Origin of the sequence: Oceanicaulis sp. (assembly GCF_965284345.1) — a bacterium.
GTDB lineage: Bacteria > Pseudomonadota > Alphaproteobacteria > Caulobacterales > Maricaulaceae > Oceanicaulis > Oceanicaulis alexandrii_A.
Genome location: NZ_OZ260073.1, coordinates 872766 through 897143, shown reverse-complemented (window position 1 = coordinate 897143; position 24378 = coordinate 872766). Strand labels below are relative to the sequence as shown.

Sequence of the window (24378 nt, the reverse complement as noted above, 5' to 3'; positions counted from 1 at the left end):
TAAAACCGGATGCGGATCGGTCGTCGACCTGCGGACGACACATGGAAGGGAATGCCTGAATGCTGAAGATCATGCGTCTCGTGCTGACCGGGCTTGCGGCCAGCGTACTGGGGGGCGGCGCTTGGGCGCAACATGACCATCCTGCGCCCGATTACACAGAAGGCGCAGATGCGGCGTCGGTGATCGATGCGGCGCTGGCCCAAGCGCGTGACGATGACAAGCAGGCTTTGATCCTGTTTGGCGCGGACTGGTGTCATGACAGCCGGGGGCTGGCGGGCAAGCTTGAAGACGATGCGCAGCTCTCAACCCTGATCGCGGAGTATTACGTGCTGGTGCGCGTGGATGTGGGCCAGCGTCATCGCAATCAGGACCAGCTTCAGCGTTTCGGATTGGGTGAAAGTTTCGGCACGCCCACCCTGGTGATCAGCGATGGCGCAGGCGTGCTGCAGAACGGGCTGACCGCCCATGACTGGCGCACGGCGGACAGCGCCGCCCTGTCCGATGTGGCGATCTATCTCAGCCGCTATGCCGGCGCTGAGGCTGAGGGCGAGGCTCTCGTTTCAGACGCAGATCTGGGCGCGATTGCGCAGGCCTGGCCGCCTTATGTCCAGGCCCTCACAGAGATTGAGGCGCGTCAGACGGCGGGCGAGATGAGCGAGGTGGGCGCCGCCCGCGCCCGTATGTTTGCAAGCGGCATGGCCCGCTCCATCGCGCGTTTGGGCATGGGGCGCGTGGCCGAGGCGCAAGAGGTTGAGATCGCGGACACGGCTGATCTGGAAGCGCTGGGCGTAACCCCCGCCGAGGATTTGACGGCGGCGGTCATCGAACGAGTTTCAGGCATCGACATGGATCTGCTGGCGCGGCTCGTCTCGCAAGACGCTGAGACGGCGGACGCGCTGGCCCGCGACCACACGCAACCGGTTCAAGACAGGGAGTGAGCATGATGCGAACGCGATTGGGGCTTGCACTGGCGTCCGCGCTCATATGCGTGGCGCCCGCCATGGCGCAGGATACGCCGCCCTCTCCAGCCGGTGAAATCTACCAGATGGGAAGTCCCGGCGGCTGGAGCGCATATCGCGTCCGCTTTGGCGAGGATGGGACGTTGAGCCTGGATTATAACGGAACCCATCCGCCGCTTGCGCAGGGCCGGGCCGGGCAATGGATCCAGGATGCGGAGGGCGCTGTGACGATCACGGGCGAGGACCTGCCGCTCTTTGCGCGAGGAACCGACAGCGTTCGCTGCGAGCACTGGCCGGAGATGGACGTGGGCGAGTATTTCGACGAACCGCCCTGCTGGTGGACGGGTGACAGCTCGGACGGCACGTATCAGCGGGTCGAATAACCTGTCAGATTAAAGCCGCGCCTTGCCGGGGCGCGGCTTCTTCAGGGCCTATTTGCGGCTGCGGTCCATGACGCCGCCGACCGAGGTCGGTGAGAGCGCCTTGGCTGCGGCCTTTTTGTCGGCCTTGGGTTTCTTGATTTCCTTGTTGGATCGTTTCTGGCCTTTGGCCATGGTGTGCTCCTTCGCACGGGGGCATCCAGCGGATGCGCTCACGCCATGATACGCTGCATCGGGAGTATTAGATATGCGTATTCAGGGGCGAGCTTCGCTGGCCTGTCTGAATGAAGACGCGCGATGCTCACATGATCTTAAAGACCTGTCGCCTAGTCTGTGCCCATCAGAACTGGACTGGGGGAACGGCATGACATCGAACTTGAAGGCTTTAGGCGGCGCATTCATCAGCCTCGCACTGATCGTTACGGTCAACAGCGGGAGCGCGCTGGCGCGACAGGATGAGAGCGCATCACCGCTCAACCAGGTCTACCGGGTCGAATTTGGCGACGCCTCGCCCGTCTATGGCGCTGCGATCTATTTCTCGTTCGGCGACTTTCTGATCGACAGCTACACCGAAACGGGCATTGGCGGCGCCGACCAACCGGGCGGAACCGGCTCTTGGGACGCCGCGGGCGACGGCCGGATCTCCATTCAGGGCGATGCCGCGGATCCGGGCTATGAAGGCGAAGAATTGCCGCCACGACCGGCCTTTCAACTTCTCGCGAATGGTCAGAGCGAGGTCGACTGCGAGTCCTGGCCGCACATTGAAGTGGGGGCAAGCGCGGCGCCTTCGGACCTGTGCTGGATCACGAACTCCAATGTGCTTTCGGTGACCCGGACGCAGTAGCGCTTCACCCCTTTCACGGTGCAAATACGGCCGCGCTCGAGCGGCGGGAACAGGAAAAGCTTATGAAAAAGACGATCATCGCCAGCCTCGCGCTGGGCCTTCTGGCGCCGTGCGCCTTCGCTAATGACGGCCCGGCCGGCCAGGTCTTTCAGGCTGTGGCGACCCGCAATACCGATTTAGCGCGTGTCGGCGACACCGCGACCATCCGCCTTGAAGAGGGGGGTTCAGTCACGGTGTCCGGCATTTCTGACGCCATGGGCAGCGACCCCTGGTCGACGGAGTGGAGTGAAACCAATAATGGCCGCTTCTATGTCGACGCCGACATTTTCTGGATGGATCCGTATGGCGACCGTCCGGTATGTCGCAGCTGGCCGGATTACCCCATCGGTGAAGACATCACCTCCGTCGGCGGCGATTGGGAAGCCACCGGCGTCTGCTGGCTCGGGCCGGATGGCGGCGATCTCGCCTGGCGGATCACGCGGATCGAATAAGCTTGCGGCGGACCGGCGCGGCGTCATCTCGCTCGTTTCAAGCCCTATCTCACCATTCGCTTTCGCGCTGATAAGCGTGATCTTAACCCTGACTGTGCAAGCCTTTCGGGCAATTGAGCTGAAGGGGGCGTGACATGTGTGCATGGATGATCGGGCTGTTGGCGAGTTGGGCGCTCGTCAATCAGGGCGAGGCGGGGCTCAGCCTTGCTGGTCAAAGCTATGAACTGGGTGAGTTTGGCTCTGTCTTCTTTGGGGAAGGCCCCACATCCGGCGGCGCCGAGCTGCGGCAGGATCTTATGTTTTGCATGGCGGACGTGCGGTTGGAGTGGCGCGTTGACGGCGACCAGATTGTGCTGAGTACGAGCAAGAATGCATGCGCCGAGGCGGACGCCAGATTAAGTGAAGCCTTTTCCGCGGACTGTCCCGACGGTTGGCCTGAGCTGCAGGTCGGGGATAGCCAGGATGTGTGCTGGTTCACCCTTGGTCCCGTAATGCGCACCGAGTAGCAGGCATAATCATGCGATCCGTATTCCAATGTGTTCTCGCCTGTCTGGCGATGGCTCTGTCGAGCGCGGCAGCCTTCGCCGAGATTCCGCCCGCCTATCGCAATCTGCTGGCTGAAGCGGACAGGCGAGACATCGACGACGCGCGGTTTTTAGAGACCGCGGATATGGTGGCTGTGCTGGTTCCGGGCGGTCGGGCGGCGGTGCATGCCGATGTCATCGCGCATTTGCCCAGCCGGGCCGGCGCGCTCAGCGACTGGCCGCTTCCTGAGCCTGCACCTGAGGGAGAACGCGCACCCGCGGCTGACGCCGAACCTGAACATGAGCAACGCTCCCTTGGCGGCGCGCCGGTGGCGCTGTCGGGCGCGCCTGAAGGGTCTGGCGGCTGGCTCGCCGCTCCGATCCGGGCGCTTCACGGTGAGTTGTGGTCCGGGCAGATCCGCGCCGGCGTACAGGTTGAGAACGGCAATTCTGAGCTGATTGATTTCTCGTTCGCGGTCGAGCTGGATCGTCAATTGCCGCATGGCTGGCGCGTGGACAATCAGTTTGAGTATTTCCTGACCGAGCATGGCGATCGGACAAGTCGCGACAACTGGCTGGCGGAAAGCCGTATCTCCCGCGCGCTGGATTCGGGATATGGCTATTATGCAGGCGGATCGTATGAGCGCGATCTGGTCGGCGCTTATGAACAATCCGCCTTTGCGACGGCGGGCGGGGTCTGGCACGCCATTGACGGCGACCGTCTGGGTCTTGAGCTGCGCGCAGGCGTTGGCCATCGCTGGCGTGAGCGCGCTGGCAGCGGCGAAAGCCTGGGGGATTGGGTGGCGGAAGCTGCGTCTGATCTGACGTTCCAGATCAGCGACACCAGCCGGTTTGAATCCAGGACCACCGTGTATGGCGGCGGCGGCTCCAAGGTGGACCAACGTTTCACCCTGACAAACCGTCTGTTTGGTCACTGGGCCGTGCAGACCGGGCTTCATATTGAGCACGAATTCGAAACCGAGCCCGGCTTCGAGCCGACCGATACGCGGTTGGACGTGTCCTTGCTGTATGGCTTCTAGCGCGAATTGCGCAAGGGACCTTCCCGCCTGAAGTGTTTGCCCGTAACCTTCCATTTGCGTGCGGAAATGGACAGGGGATGCGTATGATACGGCTGCTCACACTTTTGCTGGCAGGCCCGGCCATGTTCGGATCCTGGGACGTAGCGATCGCCCAGACTGCGGGCGGCCAATCGGGCTATGATCAAAGCCTTGAGGCTCTGTCTCCCACCGATGAAGCCGTCAGCATTGGCCTGGCGGGCGAAGACCCCGCTGATATCGCACGCTATCTGCTGGCCGCGAACGGCGCAGCCGGCGGCGCGCAGCTGTCCCCGGACGGCTCGCTCGCAGCGTTCCGCTGGTCGATCACCGGCGAGCCGCAGCTCTGGATCATGCCGGCTGAGGGCGGTCAGCCCACGCGCCTGACCTATGGCAATGGGATCACTTTTTTTCGCTGGTCTCCGGACGGCGAGAGCTTGATCTACGGCGCCGACAATGACGGGAATGAGCAAGAGGCCTATTACCGCATTTCCTCAGACGGTCTGAACGAGCGCCAGGTCTTTCCCGCCGAAGCGGGCGCTTTCCGGGTGTTCGGTGATTTCGGCGCGGACGGAGAAACCATCGTCTTCGCCTCGACCGCGCGCAACAATCTCGATTTCGACATTTATGTCGCCAATCTCGAGACCGGCGACCAAGCGATGATCTATGAAGGTTCGTTCGCGAACTATCCAGGCGCCATGTCGCCGGATGGCCGCTATGTGACGGTCAGCCAGTCTCGCGGCGAGGACTCAAATGATCTCGCCTTGCTCAATCTGGCCAATGGCGAATTCACTCCGATTTCAGCGCCCGACCGCCGCGCCGCGCATGGCTCGATCGCCTGGCAGGACGACTCCTCAAGCTTCTACCTCGTCTCGAACCGGGAGCGCGAATACAGCGCCTTGATGAAGTTTGACGTCTGGACCAATTCGTTCAGCGTCATCGAGACGGCTGAGCACGATATTGAAAGCGTGGATTTGTGCGGCGAGGATGACCGCTATCTGGTCTGGACCGTCAATGAGGGCGGCTATTCACGTCTGCACGCCAAGGATCTGGCCAGCGGAGAAATGCTTGAAACCCCGGCGCTGGCCGAGGGCGTATACGGCGTCAGCTGCACTGATCAGTCCAGCCGCATCCTGATCAATGTGAACGGCTGGCGGACGCCGGGCGGATTCCAGCTGTGGGATATGGCGACCGGCGCGGTCTTTGACACGTTTACCGCCTCCATGGCGGGGCTGGATGCGGACCGTCTGGTGCGCCCCGAAGATGTGCGCATCACAGCGCGCGACGGGGTTGAGCTGCAAGGTCTTCTGTATCTGCCCGACGACAGCTCGCGGCCCAGCGACGGCCTGCCGCCGGTGGTCTTTTTTGTCCATGGCGGCCCGACTGCGCAATCGCGGCCGACCTTTGATGCGGTGGTCCAGTATCACGTGGATCGGGGCATGGCGGTGTTTGAGCCCAATGTGCGCGGGTCTACGGGTTTCGGGCATACCTATGTGACGCTGGATGATCGCGAAAACCGTCTGGAATCCATTGCGGATCTGGTGGACATGCTCAACTGGCTGGCCGAGGACGACCGGGTTGACGCGGACCGCGCCGCGGTCGTCGGCGGTTCTTATGGCGGTTACGCCGTGAACGCGGTGCTGGCGAATTTTCCCGGTCATTTTGCAGCAGGCGCGTCGCTCTACGGCGTGGCGGACTGGGTGACGGCGCTTGATATCGCTTCGCCCGGGCTGAAGGCCTCTGACCGGATTGAATATGGCGATATCACAGAGCCGCGCTGGCGTGAGTACTACACCGAGAACTCACCCATCCGTCAGGCCGACCAGATCAATGTGCCCGTGCTGTATTCCCACGGCGTCATGGATCCGCGCATCGACATTTATGAGACAGAAGTGATGGTGCGCACCTTGCGCGAGAACGGCGTGCGGGCGGATTTCATCCGTATTCCTGATGAGGGGCATGGCTGGCGCAAGCTGTCCAACCAGCTGTTCTATTACCGCCGTCAGGCTGAGTTCCTGGAAGAGGTGCTGGAGCTCGCCGACGCTGACTGATCGCTGGACTTCGTTCATTATACACTAGGGCGGCGATTTCTGAGCTTGCGGCGGGCGCAGCGCTGGGCGCATAGACAGGCATGACCCAGAACTCGCTTGATCCTGCCGAAGTGAAACCTGCGCCCCGCGCCGCCGCCACCGTGTTCATCACGGGGACTGTGGCGATTGATGCGCTGGGCTTTGCTCTGATCATTCCAGTTCTGCCGACCCTCCTGATGGAGTTGACGGGGGGCGGCGTGGGTGAGGCGGCGCGCTGGGGCGGGCTGGCGACCTTTGTCTTCGCGCTGATGCAGTTCGTCTTCTCGCCCATCATTGGCGGGCTCTCTGACCGGTTCGGGCGGCGTCCGGTGCTCTTGTTATCGCTCACCGCCCTGATGATTGATTTCATGCTGATGGGATTGGCGCATGCGCTGGTGGTGTTCTTCATCGCGCGCTTATTGTCTGGCGTTTTCGCCGCCACCCATTCCACCGCCAACGCCTATATCGCCGATATCTCCACGCCGGAACAACGTGCGCGCCGGTTCGGGCTTCTAGGCGCGGCCATGGGGGCGGGCTTCGTATTGGGGCCGGGGCTCGGGGGGGTGCTGGGGGAATTGAGCCCTCGCGCGCCCTTCTTTGCGGCGGCGGCGCTGGCCGGGATCAACGCCCTCTATGGCTGGTTCGTGGTGCCAGAATCGCTCAAACCCGAAAGCCGACGCCCCTTCTCCTGGAAACGGTCAAACCCCATCGCCACGCTGATGCGCTTGCGCCGGGCGGAGGGGCTCGGCGTCCTGGTCTGGGTCTACTTCCTGTCTCAGCTGGCAGGCTTTGTGTATCCGGCGGTCTGGGCCTATGTGGGCATCGCCAAGTTTGACTGGACGGAAGGCGAGATTGGCGTCTCTCTGGTGGCCTATGGCGTGCTGTTCGTGGTCTGTCAGGCTGTGGTGACGCCCTTCCTGATGCCCCGGATCGGCGAGCGCCGGGTGATCTGGATCGCCTTCGCGCTGGAAGCGGTCGCCCTGATCGGCCTCGCGACGGCGCCATCGCCCTGGGTGCTGTATCTGTGGCTCTTGCCCGCCTTGTTCACAGGGATGGAGGGCCCCGCGCTTCAGAAGGTGATGACAGAGCGCACCCCGCCCGACGCCCAGGGCGAGCTTCAGGGCGGTTTGTCGGGACTGGGCGCGATCGTGTTGATCCTCAGCCCGCTGATCTACACCCAGCTCTTCTTCGCGTTTCAGCAAGGGGTGGGCGGGCTGGTGTTTCCGGGCGCGCCGTTTGTGATGGCGGCGGTGTTCAACATCATCGCGCTGACGCTGTTCGTGGTGAGAAAACGCCAGACGGGCGGCTAAAGCCCCACTCGCTTGCGCAGGCTGTCCGGCGTCTCGCCCGCTTCTCGCAAGGCGCGCAAGGTCAGCGACTGGTCACGCTTGGCGAAGCGCTTGCCGCTCTGATCGAGCATCAGAGGGTGATGGCGATAGACCGGGACCGGCCAGCCCATCAGCTCCTGAAGCAGGCGATGAAGATGCGTGGCGAAAAACAGATCCACGCCGCGGATCACATGGGTCACGCCCTGAAGCGCATCATCCTGGGTGCACGCGAGGTGATAGCTCGTGCCCACATCCTTGCGGCCCAGGATCACATCGCCCAGTGTTTCAGGGCGGGCTTGTACCTCGCCGGTCTCGCCGTCCGGGCCTTCACCGGTTTCGATGAATGTCATTCGGTCAAACCGGGCGCCAAGATGATCGCGGCAAGCGGTGATGGAGAGCCGCCAGGAGAACGCCTCCCCCGCCTCCAGCCGCTCGGCCTCCTCGTCCGCGCTGATCGGCTCAGACGGGCCGGGATAGATCACCCCTTCAGGGCCTTCGCCGGGATGGTGCGGCGCGCGGGCGATGTCGTCGGCGATTTCCCGCCTTGTCTTGAAACAGCGATAGACGAGGCCGCGCTCTGCGAGTTGATCCAGCACGGCGTGATATTCTGAGAAATTGTCGCTCTGTCGGCGCACGGGCTCAGGCCAGTCGCATCCCAGCCAATGCAAATCCTCAATCACCGCCATCTCGAACTCGGGCTTGCAGCGCGTCGTGTCGATATCCTCAATCCGCAACAGACACGTCCCGCCCGCCATCCGCGCCGCGTCAAACGTGGTCAGCGCCGAGAAGGCGTGCCCCAGATGCAGAAAGCCGGTGGGCGAGGGGGCGAAACGGGTCAGGAAAGCGCTCATGCGCTTCTGATATCACCGCGCTGATGTGAGTGCGAGACTTGGGGTTTTCCTGCCCGGTCAGCGCTCTATGATCGCGCAGCACACATTAGAGGGACGCCTTCCATGATCTTGATCGACGGTCCGCGCATCGCGCCCAAATCCGGGCAGGCGAAGAAGCTGGTCATCCTGTTTCATGGCTATGGCTCCAATGGTGCGGATCTGGCGGGGCTGGCCCAGCATTGGGCGCCGCATTTCCCGGACGTGGCCTGGGCGTCGCCGGACGCGCCTGAACCCGTGCCCGGCGCACCGGGCGGGTATCAATGGTTCCCGATATCGCGTCTTGACCCGGCGCTGATGGAGCAGGGGGTGCGCTCGGCGCACGCCACCGCGGAACAGTTTGTCCGCTCCGAGCTGAACCGCTGGGAGGTGGCGCCGGAAAACCTCGTTCTGATCGGCTTTTCTCAAGGGACGATGATGGCGCTTCACACCGCGCTTCGGCGTGAGATCGCGCCGGCCGGCGTGATCGGCTATTCGGGCGCACTGCCGGGGCCGGAGCGGTTGAAGTCGGAGCTGACCGTCAAGCCGCCGATCATGCTGATCCATGGCGACAGCGATGACGTGCTGCCAGTGGGCATGACCTTGATGGCGGCCCAGGGACTTGCCGAGGCGGGGCATGGGGCCCAGTTTCATATCTCAAGAGGCATTCCCCACTCCATCGGCCCGGACGGGTTGGAGTTGGGGCGGCATTTCATGGAGGCGGCTTTTTCGGGACGCCTGCGCGGTTAGGCGCCGTTGTCAAACAAGCGTCGAGTCAGCGTCATGGCGCCGTCACACGAACAGGTTTAGTCTCAGCTCGTCTCAAGGAACGGAGTGTTGATTCGGCAATCGGATCAGCCTCAAGGCTTAGAGGGAGGCGCGTCTTCAAGACAGCGCTCGCATATCACAAGGGCCATGCCCTTCAGCTGCGTCGCCCGACGCTTGATTGCGGGGGCGGTTATGCGAGTCTTTAAGACTGCGCCCACCGATCTTCGTTGCCTTGTCCTGAACGCGGATTTTCAGCCGCTCTCCTATTATCCTTTGTCCACCTGGCCCTGGCAGGACGCCATCAAGGCGGCGTTTCTGGAGCGTGTGGACATTGTCTCTGAATACGCCACGGAGATCCGCAGCCCGTCGCGCTCGATCCGTGCGCCGTCGGTCGTGGCCTTGCGCGATTATGTCAGTCAGAATCGCGCGCCCGCGTTCACACGGTTCAATGTCTTTCTGCGCGATGGCTTCCGCTGCCAGTATTGCGGCGCAGACACGCTTGATCAGCTGACCTTTGATCATGTGACGCCGCGCGCCTATGGCGGCCGCACCACCTGGGAGAATATCGTCGCCGCCTGTGCGCCGTGTAATCTCAAAAAGGGCGGCCGTACGCCGCGCGAAGCCAGGATGCCGCTCTTGAAAGATGTGGACCGACCCAGCCAGCACCAGCTGCAATCACAGGGACGGCGCTTCCCGCCTAAATACCTGCATGAAAGCTGGCTCGATTATCTCTATTGGGATGTGGAGCTGGAGGCCTAGGGCGCCAGCCTGCCGCGTCACGCCTGCGCCCGCCGAGCCGTTTACTCGTCAGATGCGCGCATCTGCGACAGGGCGCCCTGGATCTGCGGCATGGACATCAGCGTGCTGATTAGCGAGTTGTCGGGATCGACCACGGTGATCAGGTGCAGGGAACTGCCAAGGCCATTGCCGCCATTGACCATCACCACATAGCCGTCCCCGCTTTCCATGTCATAGAAGGCAAGGGCGTTCTCCGCCCAGTCAGAACCGCCATGGAAGATGAAGTGCGCATCCTCAAAGCGTGACACAGACCAGCCCAGCGTATGGCCGTTCAGAGGGCACTGGCTTTGGTCTTCCAGCATGCAGGGCGCTTCATCCGCGGTGGACACCTGCTGGGTTCCCCGCGCCCCCGCCATGGGACCGTGGGCTTCAGCCTCCATCATCCCCAGCAGCAAGGTGGAGTAATCATCCGCCGTCACGAACAGGTTATCCGCCGCGCTGGGCGCGAAGTCGCCCGAGCGGATCTCGCCATACGCGCGATCATGACCCATGGGCGTTGTCAGGCGCGCTTCAGACGCGCCGCCAGCGCCCAGATAGGCTTCGGCGTTCAGCGGTTCGAGGACCCAGCTCTGCATCAGCTGTTCAAACGGGGCGTCCATGCGCCGAGACAGGAATTCGGCCAGCATTTCGTATGCGGCGCCGGAATAGGAGTAATCGGTACCCGGATCATACGTGAAGGCCAGCGTGTCATCGTCATAGGCATAGGCCCAGTTCTTCAACCCTGTCTGGTGAGACAGGATGATCGCCGGCGTCAGATGCTGGTGGCGCGGATCATCGGCCAGATCAGGGTGCACGTATTCGCTGGAAATCGGTTCATCAAGATCAATCGCGCCTGCCGCCGCCAGACGCAAGGTCAGCTCGGCTGTCAGGGTCTTGGCGATAGAAGCGGTATTAAACAGCGTGTCTTCGCTGACAGGAACGCCAGGTCCCTGTTCGCCGCCATAGGCTGACCAGGACTTATCACCATCTTCTATACGGATAATGGCCAACCCGGCGGACGGGTAGAGGGTGAGCGCCTCTTCGATCAAGGCGTCAATATCGGCGGGACGTTCGACGGCGGGTTGGGGTTGAGCGAAAGCCGTCGCGGTCAGCCCGCCAGTGAGCAATCCAGCGAGAAGAATTCTTGAAGTCATGATGCGCCCCTGTGTGTGATTGAGTTATAGAGAGCAGATGCACGTCAGAGGGGTGCTGGATGCATCAGGGCGGCTTTAATGGTGAAGTCCGGGACCAGCGCAGATAGGATCGAGCTGATTCTCATGCTCAATCCGGACCCCAGACATGGCCGCCACCCCCACCATCGCCATCGCCTATGATTTCGACGGCACGCTTAGCCCAGGCTCCATGCAGGAGCATTCCTTCATCCCTGAAATCGGCGAGGAGATCGGCGCGTTCTGGGGGCGGGTGAACGGCGAGGCGGCCCGTCTCGGCGCGGACAATATCCTGATTTACATGCACGAGATGGTGAAGGCCGCCCAGCGTGAAGATGTCAGGTTCAGGCGCGAAGACATTGAACGTCATGGCGCGTCAGTCGGCTTCTTTCCTGGCGTGGCCGAAGGCTGGTTCCAGCGTCTGCGCGACTATGGCGCGACGCGTGGCGTCAGGGTGCAGCACTATATCATCTCATCGGGTCTCAAGGAGATGATCGCGGCGAGCGCGGTCGGCGATCAGTTCGACGCCATTTTCGCCAGTGAATTCAAATACAATGCTGATGACGTGCCGGTCTGGGCGGCCTCGGCGGTGAATTACACCAACAAGACCCAGTTCCTGTTCCGCATCAACAAGGGCGCGCTGGACCTGTCAGACCACACCGAAGTGAACGCCTATGTGCCCGAGGATGACCGGCCCGTCCCTTTCCGCAACATGATCTATGTGGGGGATGGCGACACGGATGTGCCGTGCATGCGAACGGTCAAGGAACAGGGCGGCGTGTCGATCGCCGTCCATCCCGCCGGTGATGCGAAAGGCGCGGAGAAGACCGCCAAACTGAAAACCGATCGCCGCGTGCATTTCACCACCGACGCCGATTATTCAGACGGCTCAAGGCTCGATGACTATGTGAAGGCCGCTATCGACAAGATGGTCGCCGTCGAGCGGCTCAAGGCGCTGGAGCGCTAGACCCGTTTGCACACGGCGATGGCGGCGTGGCAGCCGGCGGTGATCAGCGCGGACAGGACCGGATAGCCGGCGGCGTCTTTCGCGCCTTCTTCCACAGCAAGCTCTTTATGGGCGACCTCTTCATCGCGGAACTGGGCGAACTGGTCCGCCAAAGCGTCCTGACCTGCGAGGCGCAGCTCCTGAACCTGCTCATCGTAATGGCCTTCAATCACGGACTCGACGGCTTCAGTGCAGGCATGGGCGGCTTTCTCGCCCAGAAGCGCTGTCCCGGCGCCAAGTGCGAAGCCTGCCAGGTTAGCAAACGGCGCCAGCAGGGTCGGGCGCGCCTTGCCGCTGAGGATATGATCGTCGAACGCTTGCAGATGGTGCTGCTCGTCCGCTTCCATGTGCACCAGCTGGCTGGCGATGCGGGCCTTGTCGGGCCGGCCTTTGAACACGGCGCGCTGGCCTTGATAGATCGCCACGGCGCCATACTCGCCCGCATGATCCACGCGCACCATGGATTCAATGCGGGAGGCGTCGGCCTTTCGGCCCGGGCGACGGATGGTTTTTCTAGAGTGCGGTTGAGACATCACACGCTCCGATAGGGTTTGCGGAACACCACAAGGATCGAGATCAGCATCACTACCGCGCTGATCAACACATTATAGCCCGCCATGGACACGCCCAGCAGGGTCCAGGCCGGCTCGTCGCACAGCACGACATTGGTCGGCGTATTCAGCGAGCTCAACAGAGCGTCCACGCTCAGCGAGGTCGTATCGCCCGCTTGGCACGACAGCGGCCAGAAGCCGTACTCGCCCCCCGCATGATAGCCCGCCACCCAGGCGCTGAACCCGGCCAGGACCGCGACGAGCGCGCTGGCGGCGCGGGCGAACAGGGCATTTGCGGGTTTCAGAACGTGTAGAGTGGCGAAGGTGATGAGCCCCGCCGCCAGAAGATAAGCGTGCGCCCAGCGTTGCTCGATGCAAAGCGGACACGGGGGATACCGGCCGATCATTTCAAAGCCGAAGGCTCCGGCCAGCAGGGCGGCGGAAATCAGCGCGCCGATGAGCGGCCATTGATCCGGACGAGTCCATCGATCGGCATGGATTTGAAGCGCTGTCATAAAAGCAAACCTAGAACACGGGGCAGGGCGGGGCGAGCGATCAACTGAGCGACAGGGCGACGCAGTTTCAGCCGCCGGCGCCGAACAATCCAAGTATGAAGGTCTTCAGCATATCAAGAAACGCCGCTCCAAAAAATGTGAAGCCGACGATCAGAAGGGTGATCCAGAGCAGGCCCAACACCAATCCCGCCAGAACCAGCAGCCCGTCACGGGTGATCAGACCGATAGAGGCGATGGCGATGGCGATGCCTGGCGTCGTGTTGGTGGCGGGAAGAGGGATGAGAATGGAGGCGCAGAAGAGCACGAAGACGCCGCCCACGAACCGCTCCGCCGTTGGCCCAGATAAAAAACTCAATCGGGGACGGGCCAGCGCTTCCAGCCATCCAAACCATTTGCGCGACCAGGTCGCGATGCGAGTCAGGCCGGGCTTGTCCAGCTGGCGATTGCGAAAGCTTTTCGGCATCCAGGGATGCGCGCGTCCGCCCGCCATTTGCAAGGCGATGGCCATCATGGGCAGGGCGACGATTTGCGGGACGCCGTAGAGAAAGGGCATGCAGACCGGAATGGCGAGTGCAAACAGCAAGGCGCCGAAAACCCGTTCACCAAGGGCATCGCTGAAAGCCCCCAGCGTCAGCCCCTCATCGGGGGCGGCGTGCGCGATTCGCGCGAGCGCTGCAGTCAGGCTGAGCGGCTGCGAGGGGCCGGTGTCTTGCGAACCGGTTTCATCCTGCTGGAATTGCGCCATGACGTGTCACCTTTGGGGAGGAGAAGCGTGTCTGTCTTAGTCGGCGCAGCGCTAATCGTCTATCCAGCTCAGCGGCGGATCCCGTCGAAACTGGCGACGCCGGTGGAACTGAAAACCAGGGTCGACCAGGCATAAAATTCAAGGCATATACAGCGCTTGCGTCGACATGCGTGCGGGCGTGGCGGAATTGGTAGACGCAGGGGACTCAAAATCCCCCGGGCGCAAGCCCTTGTCGGTTCGAGTCCGACCGCCCGTACCACTCTCTCCCGGGACAGTCCTGTAAGGCGCAGAGTGGAAGCGATGTCGAATTGCCACCTTTCCACAGTAAAAGATGAAATGTTTGCGAGGGCTTAAATGCCCTGACAGATGATTTTGCACGTCTTAGTCAAAGTCTTGAAAATGTTTCTGATAATTCAATTCGATATATTAATTCAATAGTTTGGCGTTGAGTGTGGATAATCTGGGGGCTGGCGCTAATTCCCCTATTAGGTGATAATGCGCGAAAACACCTGACGGGCGTTGTGCAAGCTCCTGTTAATCCTGCCGCTTATCAACTGACCAAGAGTCTATACAAAAGGGCTTGAGGCCATTTCATTTTTCAGGACGTGGATCATTGAACGCTAGTCAGCAGCCCTTGGTGATCATCGCCGCCGCGAGCGCGGACGAAGCGTCTGCGCAGAGCCTGCGACAGGCCTTGCTCGACAGGGGTGTCCGCGTCGTCATGGCTGCAGAGGTCGGTGTCGCCGAGAAAAGGGCGCGCCTGATCGTGCTGTGCTCGCCGGCGTCCTTGAAATGCCAGCCGCTCAACAATTTTCTGGAAGATTTCGTCTGGTCCAACGGCATGCACCACGTCCATGTGGTCGGGCTGGAAAGCGAGCGGCCCGTGCTGCCCATGGCGCTCCGGGCTGAGCGACGCAGCAACGGCGCGTTCTGGACCTTGCCGCGCCCGCCGGTCATCGGCGCGCTCTATAACGACACGATGAGCCTTGAGCATCTGGCCGACGAGATTGCGCATGAATGCAGTACGGATCCGTCTGCGACGCTGGTGCGCAGCGCGGCCAGTTCTGTCGTGCGCCGACCGCTCGCCACCGGGCTTGCGGCGGCCTGCGCGTTGATGCTGGGCGTCAGCGTCTGGCAAGCAGACCAGATCAGCGCCTATCAGGACGAGGCGGAGGCCGCCAAGGCGTTCTCAAGCCGGCTTCTCACGGACATTACGCAACATTTGCCCAATACGGCTCGGCGCGAGACCTTGATCCGTCTGGCGGATGATTTGACCGAGACTTATCTGACGGCATCCGCGGTCGGCCTGTCTGATGATGAGCTGGGGCGTCGCGCGCGTCTGTTCAATCTGATTGGCGAGGCGCGCGACGTGCATGGAGATCCCGCGGGCGCCCGGGAAGCGTTCACAGCCGCTTATGGGCTGACCCAAGCGCTTCTGGACCGGTCGCCCGCCAATATGCAACGCGTTTATGACCATGCGCAGTCCGCATACTGGGTCGGCAACCAGGCCTATCGCAGCGGTGATCTGATGACGGCCGAGCGCTATTTCGACATGTACGCGCAGATGGCGGAGCTGTTGATGGAGCGCGAGCCGGACAATCCCAGTTTCCAGGCGGAACGGGGGTATGCGGCGTTAAACCTTGGGGTCATCGAACTGGAGAGCGGCGACGCTCAATCGGCTGCGGACCTGTTTTCTCAGGCGGCTGAGCAGTTTGGAGACGGGCTGGTCCAAGAGGGCGTGGTGCAGGTGGCGGACCTGGGCAATGCCTTGGGCTGGCTGGCGGACGCCTGGCGCGAAATGGGCGACATCGCTCAAGCGCGGAGCAGCCGCGAGCATCAATTGGCGCTGTATGAAGAACAGCTTGTCCAATCGCCAGGCGATTCCCGCACGCTGTTCAGGATCGCCCATACGCAATCAGAGATTGCAGGCCTTGCGACAGACATGGGCGAAGATGACGATGGCGCGCAATTACTGGATCTGGCTCTGGACAGAGCAAGCGCGCTCCATGCCGCCTCGCCTGACAATGACCGATACGCGCGTTTTTATGTGGGATTGATTTTCCAGCGGGCGCAAATCGCCTTGATGCGCGATGACCTGATACGGGCGCAATTGCTGATCGGGGAGGCGCGTCGCCTGGGGGCGCGGACGAATGAAAGCGGTGAAAATGACGGCCGGTATCTGAGCCGGTCCGCAGCGTTGACCCTGTCTGCGACGCTCGCATTTCAAGCGCAATCATATGAGTCAGCCGTGCTCGACGCGACTCAGGCCGTCAGTACGGGCGAGCAATCTGTGGCGGCTGGTTTTGAAACGGCGCGTCCTTATCTGGCGCAAGCCTATTATGTGCGTGCCGAAGCCTTGAACGCATTGGGTCAGTTAGACGAGGCGAACATGATGTATCGTTCCGCCTTGAATCAACTGGGCCTGATGAGCGCGCCGCGCCCGATGTATTCAGATGAACTTGAAGCCCGTATCGCCTGGAAACTGGGTGATGTCAGTCGGGCTCTTGAGGTAAGACAGTCTTTACAGGAGCGAGGCTATGCTCGCCGCTCGTTCTTGGCGTTCTGGTCAGAAATTGATCAGGCGAACACCGCCGAGACTGGGCTATCTCGAGGGGGCTGACATGAGCGGCGTGCACAAACAGGTTGAGCGGGTCAAGGCGCTGGGATTCACCGGCCGCGACGTTCGCCACATCGCAGTTTACGTCGACCCGTCCATCAAGGAAGTCGACGGAGAGCTCGTGCAGACCCACAGCGCTTATGTGGGTGAACGAGACGGCAATTTCTTCATCGATTTTCCCACCGATATGATCTTTGTCATCATGACTGAAGGTTGGGAGTTCGAGCGCTTTGAACTGGGCGGCAAGACCTGGGACGGTATCGCCGTGATGCCTGAAGACAGCGATTTTGAGGTCCACTTCGGTGATGAAGGCCGGCAAAGCGTTGTGGTTTTCGATAAGTGCCAGTGCTTTTTCACCTACCGCTATCAAATCGTTCTGCGAAACCAGCAGACGGGCGAACGTGTGGTGGTTGACCCCGGCGTGGGCAATGGCGACCGTCCCGATCCGCCTCCTGCCCCTTAGGTGTCGGGGAAGAGACGCCTGAACACAGGGCTCGACTGTTTCACGCTTTGAACGGGGCCCTCAGCGGCGATCTGGCCTTGATCCAGAACGGCGACTTGATAGGCCCGCTCCAGCAGCCGCGCGCGATGGGTGACGATCAGCGCGCTGCGGCGCGCGTCTTCATCCAGCCAGTCATCCAGCGCGTTCAGGAAGTCGGTTTCCGTATCCGCGTCGAGCCCTTCTGTGGGTTCATCCAGCAAGAGCACCGGCGCGTTCTTGACGAAGGCGCGCGCCAGGGCGATCCGGCGCGCCTGTCCACCCGACACCAGACCGCCTAGCTCACCCGTCCAACTGGCTAGCCCGTCTGGTAGCTTGCGCACGAAATCCGCCGCGCGCGCCCGTTCAAGCGCGTGCCAGAGTTCGTCTTCGCTTGCGTCGGGTTTCGCCAGGCGTAAATTGGCGCGGATAGTCGTCGACAACAGTTCTGCGCGTTGATCGACCAGCGCAAAGCGGCTGCGGGTGTCGGCGATGGCGAGCGTATCAAGCGCCGTTCCCCCCAAGCGGATCCCGCCTGATTGCGGCGCGTAAAAGCGCATCAGAAGCTTGATCAGGCTCGATTTGCCGGCGCCGGAAGCGCCCACCAGCGCCCACCGGCCGCCTTCGGGCAGGCTCAGACGGGCGTCGCGCAGAACGGGCGTGTCCGTGTCGGGATAGCTGAAGTTCACGCCATCGACGGTGATATCCCAGCGTTCGGGCAGGGGGGCGGGCGCGACAGGGTCGATGACGGCGGGGGAGATTTCCGTCAGCGCCTTCAGCCGGCGGGCGGAGGCTGTGGTCTTGCCGTAAAGCTCGGCCGCCTGAACCAAGGGCGCGGCGGCTTCAAAAAGCGCAAAGGCGACAAAGCCCGCTAGGGCCGAGACAGGCGCTGCGGCGCCAGACGCCGCCGCCAGTCCAAAGCCAAGCACAAAGCTGGCGGGTGCGGACAGCGCCAGAAGCGCGCCGTTGAACATGGAAATGCGGGCGATCTCGCGCTGTGCGGCGACGCAGTTGGCGTTTGAGTTTTCCAGATGGGCGATGATGCGGTGTTCAGCCCCATAGGCCTTGAGTTCAGCCAGTCCGGAGACCAGGTCTGCGGCGTCCGCCCGCATGGAGCTGGCGTTCTGCGTCAGGGCCTCGCCGGCCTTGCCGGCGGTCTTCGCGACGCGCAGAGGCAGGATCACGCTCGCCAGAACAAACACGCCCAGAACCCCCGGCAGCGCCGCCGGCGCCAGAAAAGCGAGCAGCACGCTGGTGAACACGGCGCCCGCGAGCGCGGCCGTGACCGGCGTCACAAAGCGCAGATACAGCGCATCCAGCGCGTCCACATCCTGGGTGACGCGGGAGAGCAGATCTCCGCCGCGAATACGGCCCAGACGCGCGGGGGCCAGCGGCGCAGCGGTTTCAAACACCCAGAGCCGCAGGCGCGAGAGAATCCGGAATGTGGCTTCATGGGTGACCATGCGCTCGGCATAGCGCCCGACTGTGCGGCCTAAAGCAAAGCCGCGCACGCCGCCTGAGGCGAAGAGGTAGTTGAACGCGCGTCCGGCGCCCGCCAGTCCGGCGACCGCCGAAGCGGTGATGAACCAGCCTGACAAAGAGAGCAGACCGATGCCGGCCAAGAGCGTCAGGGCGGACAGGGCAGCGCCCAGTCTGAGCCACCAGCGGTCCGGGCGCGCCAGGGCGAGAAAGAAGCGCAGATCCTTCATGATGCGCCCTCTGTCTCAAGCGTGATGACCTGATCTGCGGCGTCGCGTACGGCGGGGCTGTGTGTGGCGATAATCACGGTGCGGCCTTCACTGATACGCTTGAGCGCGGTGAGAAAGCGCGCTTCCGCTTCGCCGTCCAGATGGGCGGTGGGTTCATCCAGCAGCACGATTTTCATATCCACCGCCCAGGCGCGCGCCAGCGCCAGGCGTTGCGCCTGACCGCCGGACAGGCCGTAGCCTTGGTCGCCAACTTGGGTTTCAAGCCCGTCGGGCAGGCTGGCGGCGAAATCCATGACGCCGGCGGTTTCAGCCGCGCTTTGCACGCGTTCGGCAGCCAGTGAGCGATCAAACAGGCTGATATTGTCGATCAGGCTGCCGTAAAACACGTGGGGGCGCTGCGCGATCCAGGCCGCTTGCCCGATCAGGGGCGCTTTGAGCTCATCGTCCTCCACGAAAACCTGGCCGTCAGTATGCGGCGCATACCCCATCAACAGCTTCAGCGCCGTGGATTTTCCAACGCCGGACGGACCCCAGAGAGCGGTGATCTGGCCCGCTGGCGCTTCAAAGCTGAGCGGGGCGAGCCCCAAGCGACCATCGGGGTAGACGGAGCCAGCCTGGACAAACTTAATCGCGGGCGGCGTGTCGTCACGCTTTGCAATTGTAGCGGCTGGGGCGACGAGCCGTACTGTCGGCGACGCTTCATTCGCCGTGTCAGCCTCTGTCATGAAAGGCGCCAGCGCCTCAGCCCCGGCCTCGGCGTCAGCGCGGTCATGATAGGCCGCCGAGAGGCGCCGCAGCGGCATGTAGAACTCCGGCGCCAGGATCAGGCAGAACAACCCGGTCTGCAGCGTGATGGTTTCGCCGGTGCTGAAGGGCATCTCGCCGAGCAGCGAAAAGCCGATATAGATCGCGGACCCCGCAACTGACAGCGCCGCGAAAAATTCCAGCACGCCAGACGACAGAAACGCCATCGCCAGCACTTTCATCGTGCGTCGCCGAAAATCTTCAGACGCCTGAGCGAGCCCGTCACGCTCACGCTCCACCGCATTAAAGGCGTTCAGGGTTTCAAGCGCGCGCAGCCGGTCGTTGAACCGTCCCGCCAGCCTTTGCAGCGTGGTGAGCTGGTCTTTGGAGGCCGCCGCCGCGCCCGCGCCCACCAGCGCCATGAAGACAATCAGCAGGGGCGCGGTGATGAGAAAGATCAGGCCGACGATATAGCTGGCGCTGAACGCCGCGGCCATGATGATCAAAGGCCCGACCATGACCACGCCCATCAAAGGGCGATAGCGGCCATAATAGCCATCAAGCTTGTCCACCGCGTCAATCAGGGCGGAGGTGGTCTCGCCTGAATCAAAGCGTTCCGTATAGCCTGGCCCAAGGGCTGCGAGCTTGCGGGCCGCCAGGGCGCGCACGGTCTGGCGCACTTTCAGGCTGGCCTCGACGCCGGTGCGGGTTTCTGCTGCCTGCAGGGCCGCTCGAACGCCTGCGCATGCCAGGGCAAGACAAAGTCCGGGCCAGATTGCGCCGTCATTCACCAGCGCACTGACTGCCCAGGCCGCGCCCCAGGCGAAGCCGACAAAAACAGCGTACTGGGCCGCGCCGAACGCCATGCTTTGACGGGTCAAAGCAGTCGCGGGCTCGCCCCATGCTTTCAGAAGCGCGCCCAGCTCGGCCTTGCGGGCTTTGCTGGCGGTTTTTTCGGCGTCGGCTGACAAATCAGAAGTGCTCATGGCCTGCGACATACACGCCCTTGCCCGGTTTTGACTGCGGCGCCTCGTCCCATGTGACACCTTGCAGACGATACAAACTAACGTTCTTGCCAGATAAAGGCGGCCAATGCGCTTTCGGGCGTACTCATTTAACGACTTCTTTTAAAGCCTTGGAGGGTGAAATGGTCGATATGACCGTTGTGGAGTTATCGCGGTGGCAGTTTGCGCTGACCGCGATGTATCACTTCCTCTTTGTACCGCTCACACTTGGACTGTCCATCATACTCGCCATCATGGAGAGCGTTTATGTGATGACAGGCCGACAGGTCTGGCGGGACATGACGAAGTTCTGGGGCACGCTGTTCGGCATCAACTTCGTGCTGGGCGTGTCCACCGGGATCACCATGGAATTCCAGTTCGGCATGAACTGGTCGTACTACTCACATTATGTGGGCGACGTGTTCGGGGCGCCGCTGGCGATTGAAGGCCTGATGGCCTTCTTCCTGGAGGCCACCTTGGTGGGCTTGTTCTTCTTTGGCTGGGACCGGATGAGCAAGCGCGGGCACCTGACCGCGACCTGGCTGATGGCGCTGGGCACCAATCTTTCCGCATTGTGGATTCTGATCGCCAATGGCTGGATGCAGAACCCTGTAGGGTCTGAGTTCAATCCCGAGACCATGCGCATGGAAGTCACCGACTTCATGGCGGTGCTCTTTAACCCGGTCGCCCAGGCAAAATTCGTTCACACCGTCTCCGCCGGCTATGTCACAGGCGCGCTGTTCGTGTTGGCGATCTCAGCGTTCTTTTTGCTCAATCGCCGCTTTACGGGATTCGCCAAGCGCTCGATGACGGTCGCCGCCGCCTTCGGGCTGGCGAGCGCACTGTCGGTCGTGGTGCTGGGTGATGAGAGCGGTTATGCGCTGACTGACAACCAGAAAATGAAACTCGCCTCGCTTGAGGCCATGTGGCACACCGAACCCGCGCCGGCGCCGTTGACGCTGATAGGTTTTCCCAATCGCGACACTCAGGAAACCGAGCACGCCATCAGCATCCCCTGGGTGCTGGGCCTGATTTCCACGCGCTCTCTGGATGGAGAGGTGGAGGGCATTTTGCCGCTGGTCGAGCAGGCGGAGAGCCGGATCGAGAACGGCGTTCTCGCCTATGACGCCATGATGCGACTGCGCGAGGACCCTGACAATGCAGACGCCCAGGCGCAGTTTGAAAGCGCGCGGGATGATCTGGGCTACGCCATGCTGCTGCGGCGCTATGTGGCGGATCCGCGCGAGGCGGGGCCGGACCTGATCGCGCAAGCGGCGATGGACACGGTGCCCAATGTGGCGGTGATGTTCTGGAGCTTCCGTTTCATGGCGGGTTTGGGCTTTTACTTCATCGCCCTGTTCGGAACCGCTTTTGTGCTGAGCTCGATGCGCAAGCATGAAACCCGCTGGTTCCTGAAATTGGCCCTGGTCTCGCTTCCGCTGCCCTGGGTGGCCGCTGAGCTGGGCTGGCTGTTGGCGGAGTATGGCCGCCAACCCTGGATCATCGAAGGTGTTCTGCCGACCTTTGAAGGGGTGTCGAGCCTTCATCCCACGCAAATGATCATGACCATTGTCGGTTTCACCGCGCTCTATGGCGCGCTGGCGGTCGTGGAAGTGATGTTGATGATCAAATATGTCCGCAAGGGACCGTATCCGGACGGCCCGCCACGCGGCGCATCCCAGAAGCCTCAGGGCGGGTTCGTCCCGCTGCCGGCCGAATAGGGAGGATGGATTATGGAAATTCCTCTGTCATATGAACTGTTGCGGGTGATCTGGTGGGCGCTTCTGGGCGTCTTGCTGATTGGCTTTGCAATCACGGACGGCTTTGATCTGGGCGTGGCGGGGCTGTTGCCCTTTGTCGCCCGGACAGACGCCGAGCGTCGGCTTGCGATCAATACGGTCGGGCCGACCTGGGAAGGCAATCAGGTCTGGCTGATCCTGGGGGGCGGCGCCATTTTCGCCGCCTGGCCGCTGGTCTACGCCGTTTCGTTCTCGTCATTCTATCTGGCGATGTTCGTCGTGCTGGCGTCGCTGATCCTGCGGCCGGTGGCGTTCAAATACCGCTCCAAACGAGAGGATCCGCGCTGGCGCCGCTTTTGGGACTGGGCGCTGTTCACCGGCGGTTTCGTCCCGGCGCTGATCTTTGGCGTCGCGGTGGGCAATGTGCTGGTGGGCGCGCCGTTCCGGATGAATGACGACATGCGCATTTTCTGGGACGGATCGTTCTTTGGGCTGCTCAACCCCTTCGCGCTGTTATGCGGCCTTCTGAGCGTGACCATGCTGTTCCTGCATGGGGCGGCCTGGCTATCGATGAAGACGGAATACGGCGTCGTTCGGGATCGGGCGCGGGCCTATGCGCCGATCTTCGCCTTCGCCTCAATCGTTCTGTTTGCTCTGGCGGGCGCCTGGGTGGCGTTCGGGGATCTGGGCTATCAGGTCACCAATACGGTCGCCGCTGACGGGCCGTCCAACCCGAGATTTACCGAAACGGTGCGTGAAGGCGGCGCCTGGTTGTCCAATTACGGCCGGTATCCGTGGATGGTGATCGCGCCTGTGCTCGGCTTTGGCGGGGCGGCGTTGGCGTTGTTCGGATTGCGGTCCAATTCCGAGGCGCTGACCTTTATCGGCTCCAAGCTGTCAGTGGTGGGCATCATCTCGACGGTTGGCGTGTCGATGTTCCCCTTCATCCTGCCCTCCAGCGTGGACCCCAACGCCTCGCTGACGGTCTGGAACGCATCGTCCAGTCATACGACCTTGTTCGTGATGCTGATCGTGACCGCCTTATTGTTGCCGATCGTGCTGGCCTACACCGCCTGGGCGTTCAAGGTGATGTGGGGGCGGGTGACCACCGAGGCGATCGCCAAAGGCGATTATTACTGAGTCCGAGGAGAGACAAGCAATGTGGTATTTTACCTGGGTCCTGGGTTTGGGACTGGCCTGCACCTTCGCCATTCTCAACGCCATGTGGCACGAGCTGTCACTGAGTGATACCGGCGACACCGGCAGTTCGGATGAAGCCTTCTAGCGCTTTGGGCGCTGCTGAATACAAAACAGCCCGGACCGAGAGGTCCGGGCTGTTTTGCGTGAAGCGGGCTCTGTGGCTCAGGCGGCTTCGATGTCGTTGGCGGGCTTGGGTTCAGCGTCCCCCTCAGCGTCGCTGTCAGCAGAGAAGGTGCGCACCTTGATGTGGCCGCCCCAATCGCGCAGCAATTGTGCTTTCTCTTCGGCGCTGATTTCCACATGTGCGCCGTGCAGATACCACCGACCAGCATCATCGCGTACGGGGATTTCGGTGGTGCGCCAGTGAGACACCGGTTCACCTTCGTAATCATAAGTCCAGGTCACCTGCATGGAGGCGATGCGACCTGAAAAGGCGCCAAGGTCCAAAAAGGCGTCGAGGATTTCGATGACGTCTGAGTTCGCCGATTCAAGGACTTCCCCCGGAAGCAAGCGCTGGAAGGGTGTTCCGTAATCGCGCAACGCCTCGCTGACGGTGTCGACATAAATCTTGCCGTCGATTTCAGCGAGCATGCTGATCAGGTGCGGCGAATGGCTGATCGTGGTGCGGAAGTGTTCAAACAGCGGTCTGTGTTCCGGCTCCTGCAACAAACGCTCGAGTTTCATTTCAAGCTGGGAGGAGGGGGACGCTGTGGAATTTTCCAGTCTCGAGACATAGGCTTGGCTGACGCCGAGCAGATGAGCTGCAGCCTCCTGTTTCAGACCGGTGCGTTGGCGGAAAGCTCTGAGCTCTTTTCCCCAATTCATGATTTAGACCCGTTC

25 protein-coding genes and 1 tRNA gene are annotated in these 24378 nt (G+C 62.1%); 17 read left to right on the top strand and 9 right to left on the bottom strand.

Annotated elements, in window-relative coordinates; genetic code table 11:
* Window positions 1-59: 59 nt before the first annotated feature.
* A complete protein-coding gene (locus ACQ66J_RS04490; protein ID WP_430430649.1) occupies window positions 60-938 on the top strand; it encodes a thioredoxin family protein in 879 nt (292 codons plus the stop codon).
* 2 nt (window positions 939-940) lie between these two features.
* Window positions 941-1342 carry a hypothetical protein gene (locus ACQ66J_RS04485; RefSeq protein WP_430430648.1) on the top strand — a complete coding sequence of 134 codons (402 nt, stop codon included), beginning with the start codon at window positions 941-943 and terminating at the stop codon, window positions 1340-1342.
* Window positions 1343-1390: 48 nt separating this feature from the next.
* On the opposite strand, the gene ACQ66J_RS04480 is transcribed toward ACQ66J_RS04485, so the two are convergent.
* Entirely contained in the window at window positions 1391-1513 is a 123-nt protein-coding gene (locus ACQ66J_RS04480) for a hypothetical protein (protein ID WP_375548281.1), read from the bottom strand.
* Between the two features lie 190 nt (window positions 1514-1703).
* Here ACQ66J_RS04480 and ACQ66J_RS04475 point away from each other — a divergent pair, with 190 nt between their 5' ends.
* From ACQ66J_RS04475 to ACQ66J_RS04450, 6 genes are all read left to right on the top strand, one after another.
* A complete protein-coding gene (locus ACQ66J_RS04475; RefSeq protein ID WP_430430647.1) occupies window positions 1704-2183 on the top strand; it encodes a hypothetical protein in 480 nt (159 codons plus the stop codon).
* A 62-nt stretch (window positions 2184-2245) separates the two neighbouring features.
* Window positions 2246-2674: a hypothetical protein gene (locus tag ACQ66J_RS04470; protein ID WP_430430646.1), complete on the top strand. Its 429-nt coding sequence runs from the start codon at window positions 2246-2248 to the stop codon at window positions 2672-2674.
* A gap of 134 nt (window positions 2675-2808) precedes the next feature.
* Window positions 2809-3180 carry a hypothetical protein gene (locus tag ACQ66J_RS04465; RefSeq protein WP_430430645.1) on the top strand — a complete coding sequence of 124 codons (372 nt, stop codon included), beginning with the start codon at window positions 2809-2811 and terminating at the stop codon, window positions 3178-3180.
* Window positions 3181-3191: 11 nt separating this feature from the next.
* Window positions 3192-4238: a DUF481 domain-containing protein gene (locus tag ACQ66J_RS04460; protein WP_430430644.1), complete on the top strand. Its 1047-nt coding sequence runs from the start codon at window positions 3192-3194 to the stop codon at window positions 4236-4238.
* A gap of 83 nt (window positions 4239-4321) precedes the next feature.
* Window positions 4322-6304 (top strand): alpha/beta fold hydrolase, encoded by a 1983-nt coding sequence (locus ACQ66J_RS04455; protein ID WP_430430643.1) that lies wholly within the window; start codon window positions 4322-4324, stop codon window positions 6302-6304.
* A gap of 80 nt (window positions 6305-6384) precedes the next feature.
* Entirely contained in the window at window positions 6385-7632 is a 1248-nt protein-coding gene (locus tag ACQ66J_RS04450; RefSeq protein ID WP_430430642.1) for a TCR/Tet family MFS transporter, read from the top strand.
* Here the strand turns inward: ACQ66J_RS04450 and gluQRS are convergent.
* Complete coding sequence (gluQRS, locus tag ACQ66J_RS04445; protein WP_430430641.1) at window positions 7629-8501, bottom strand: tRNA glutamyl-Q(34) synthetase GluQRS; 873 nt, start codon at window positions 8499-8501, stop codon at window positions 7629-7631. The two genes, ACQ66J_RS04450 and gluQRS, sit on opposite strands and share 4 nt — an antisense overlap.
* Window positions 8502-8603: 102 nt before the next feature.
* Here gluQRS and ACQ66J_RS04440 point away from each other — a divergent pair, with 102 nt between their 5' ends.
* Both ACQ66J_RS04440 and ACQ66J_RS04435 read left to right on the top strand, forming a co-directional pair.
* The gene (locus ACQ66J_RS04440; protein WP_375548289.1) at window positions 8604-9266 is read left to right on the top strand and encodes an alpha/beta hydrolase; all 663 of its coding nucleotides are present in this window, start codon (window positions 8604-8606) and stop codon (window positions 9264-9266) included.
* A gap of 210 nt (window positions 9267-9476) precedes the next feature.
* Window positions 9477-10043, top strand: a complete 567-nt coding sequence (locus tag ACQ66J_RS04435) for an HNH endonuclease (RefSeq protein WP_375548290.1) — start codon at window positions 9477-9479, stop codon at window positions 10041-10043.
* 41 nt (window positions 10044-10084) lie between these two features.
* Here the strand turns inward: ACQ66J_RS04435 and ACQ66J_RS04430 are convergent, their stop codons facing one another.
* Entirely contained in the window at window positions 10085-11215 is a 1131-nt protein-coding gene (locus ACQ66J_RS04430) for a serine hydrolase domain-containing protein (RefSeq protein ID WP_430430640.1), read from the bottom strand.
* A 145-nt stretch (window positions 11216-11360) separates the two neighbouring features.
* Between ACQ66J_RS04430 and ACQ66J_RS04425 the strand changes: the two genes are divergently transcribed.
* Window positions 11361-12197: an HAD family hydrolase gene (locus tag ACQ66J_RS04425; protein WP_430430639.1), complete on the top strand. Its 837-nt coding sequence runs from the start codon at window positions 11361-11363 to the stop codon at window positions 12195-12197.
* Here the strand turns inward: ACQ66J_RS04425 and ACQ66J_RS04420 are convergent.
* From ACQ66J_RS04420 to ACQ66J_RS04410, 3 genes are all read right to left on the bottom strand, one after another.
* Window positions 12194-12769: a demethoxyubiquinone hydroxylase family protein gene (locus tag ACQ66J_RS04420; protein WP_375548293.1), complete on the bottom strand. Its 576-nt coding sequence runs from the start codon at window positions 12767-12769 to the stop codon at window positions 12194-12196. The genes ACQ66J_RS04425 and ACQ66J_RS04420 overlap by 4 nt on opposite strands.
* Complete coding sequence (locus tag ACQ66J_RS04415; protein ID WP_430430638.1) at window positions 12769-13302, bottom strand: disulfide bond formation protein B; 534 nt, start codon at window positions 13300-13302, stop codon at window positions 12769-12771. The genes ACQ66J_RS04420 and ACQ66J_RS04415 overlap by 1 nt, the downstream gene beginning before the upstream one ends.
* 67 nt (window positions 13303-13369) lie before the next feature.
* Entirely contained in the window at window positions 13370-14047 is a 678-nt protein-coding gene (locus ACQ66J_RS04410; protein ID WP_375548295.1) for an exopolysaccharide biosynthesis protein, read from the bottom strand.
* 172 nt (window positions 14048-14219) lie between these two features.
* Here ACQ66J_RS04410 and ACQ66J_RS04405 point away from each other — a divergent pair.
* The 3 genes from ACQ66J_RS04405 (at window position 14220) to ACQ66J_RS04395 (ending at window position 17127) form a co-directional block, all read left to right on the top strand.
* Window positions 14220-14306, top strand: a tRNA-Leu gene (locus tag ACQ66J_RS04405).
* 378 nt (window positions 14307-14684) lie between these two features.
* Window positions 14685-16667 carry a hypothetical protein gene (locus ACQ66J_RS04400; protein ID WP_430430637.1) on the top strand — a complete coding sequence of 661 codons (1983 nt, stop codon included), beginning with the start codon at window positions 14685-14687 and terminating at the stop codon, window positions 16665-16667.
* 1 nt (window position 16668) lies between these two features.
* Window positions 16669-17127: a hypothetical protein gene (locus tag ACQ66J_RS04395; RefSeq protein ID WP_375548297.1), complete on the top strand. Its 459-nt coding sequence runs from the start codon at window positions 16669-16671 to the stop codon at window positions 17125-17127.
* On the opposite strand, the gene cydC is transcribed toward ACQ66J_RS04395, so the two are convergent.
* Both cydC and cydD read right to left on the bottom strand, forming a co-directional pair.
* Window positions 17124-18851: a thiol reductant ABC exporter subunit CydC gene (gene cydC, locus ACQ66J_RS04390; RefSeq protein ID WP_430430636.1), complete on the bottom strand. Its 1728-nt coding sequence runs from the start codon at window positions 18849-18851 to the stop codon at window positions 17124-17126. The genes ACQ66J_RS04395 and cydC overlap by 4 nt on opposite strands.
* Window positions 18848-20581, bottom strand: coding sequence for a thiol reductant ABC exporter subunit CydD (cydD, locus tag ACQ66J_RS04385; protein ID WP_430430635.1), 1734 nt, complete (start codon window positions 20579-20581; stop codon window positions 18848-18850). Before cydD ends, cydC begins: the two co-directional genes overlap by 4 nt.
* A gap of 161 nt (window positions 20582-20742) precedes the next feature.
* Between cydD and ACQ66J_RS04380 the strand changes: the two genes are divergently transcribed.
* From ACQ66J_RS04380 to cydX, 3 genes are read left to right on the top strand one after another with little or no spacing between them, the layout of a single operon-like run.
* The gene (locus ACQ66J_RS04380; RefSeq protein WP_430430634.1) at window positions 20743-22320 is read left to right on the top strand and encodes a cytochrome ubiquinol oxidase subunit I; all 1578 of its coding nucleotides are present in this window, start codon (window positions 20743-20745) and stop codon (window positions 22318-22320) included.
* A 12-nt stretch (window positions 22321-22332) separates the two neighbouring features.
* The gene (gene cydB, locus ACQ66J_RS04375) at window positions 22333-23478 is read left to right on the top strand and encodes a cytochrome d ubiquinol oxidase subunit II (protein WP_430430633.1); all 1146 of its coding nucleotides are present in this window, start codon (window positions 22333-22335) and stop codon (window positions 23476-23478) included.
* A gap of 19 nt (window positions 23479-23497) precedes the next feature.
* A complete protein-coding gene (cydX, locus tag ACQ66J_RS04370; RefSeq protein WP_375548302.1) occupies window positions 23498-23623 on the top strand; it encodes a cytochrome bd-I oxidase subunit CydX in 126 nt (41 codons plus the stop codon).
* Between the two features lie 77 nt (window positions 23624-23700).
* On the opposite strand, the gene ACQ66J_RS04365 is transcribed toward cydX, so the two are convergent.
* The gene (locus ACQ66J_RS04365; RefSeq protein WP_430430632.1) at window positions 23701-24363 is read right to left on the bottom strand and encodes a helix-turn-helix domain-containing protein; all 663 of its coding nucleotides are present in this window, start codon (window positions 24361-24363) and stop codon (window positions 23701-23703) included.
* Window positions 24364-24378: the final 15 nt, after the last annotated feature.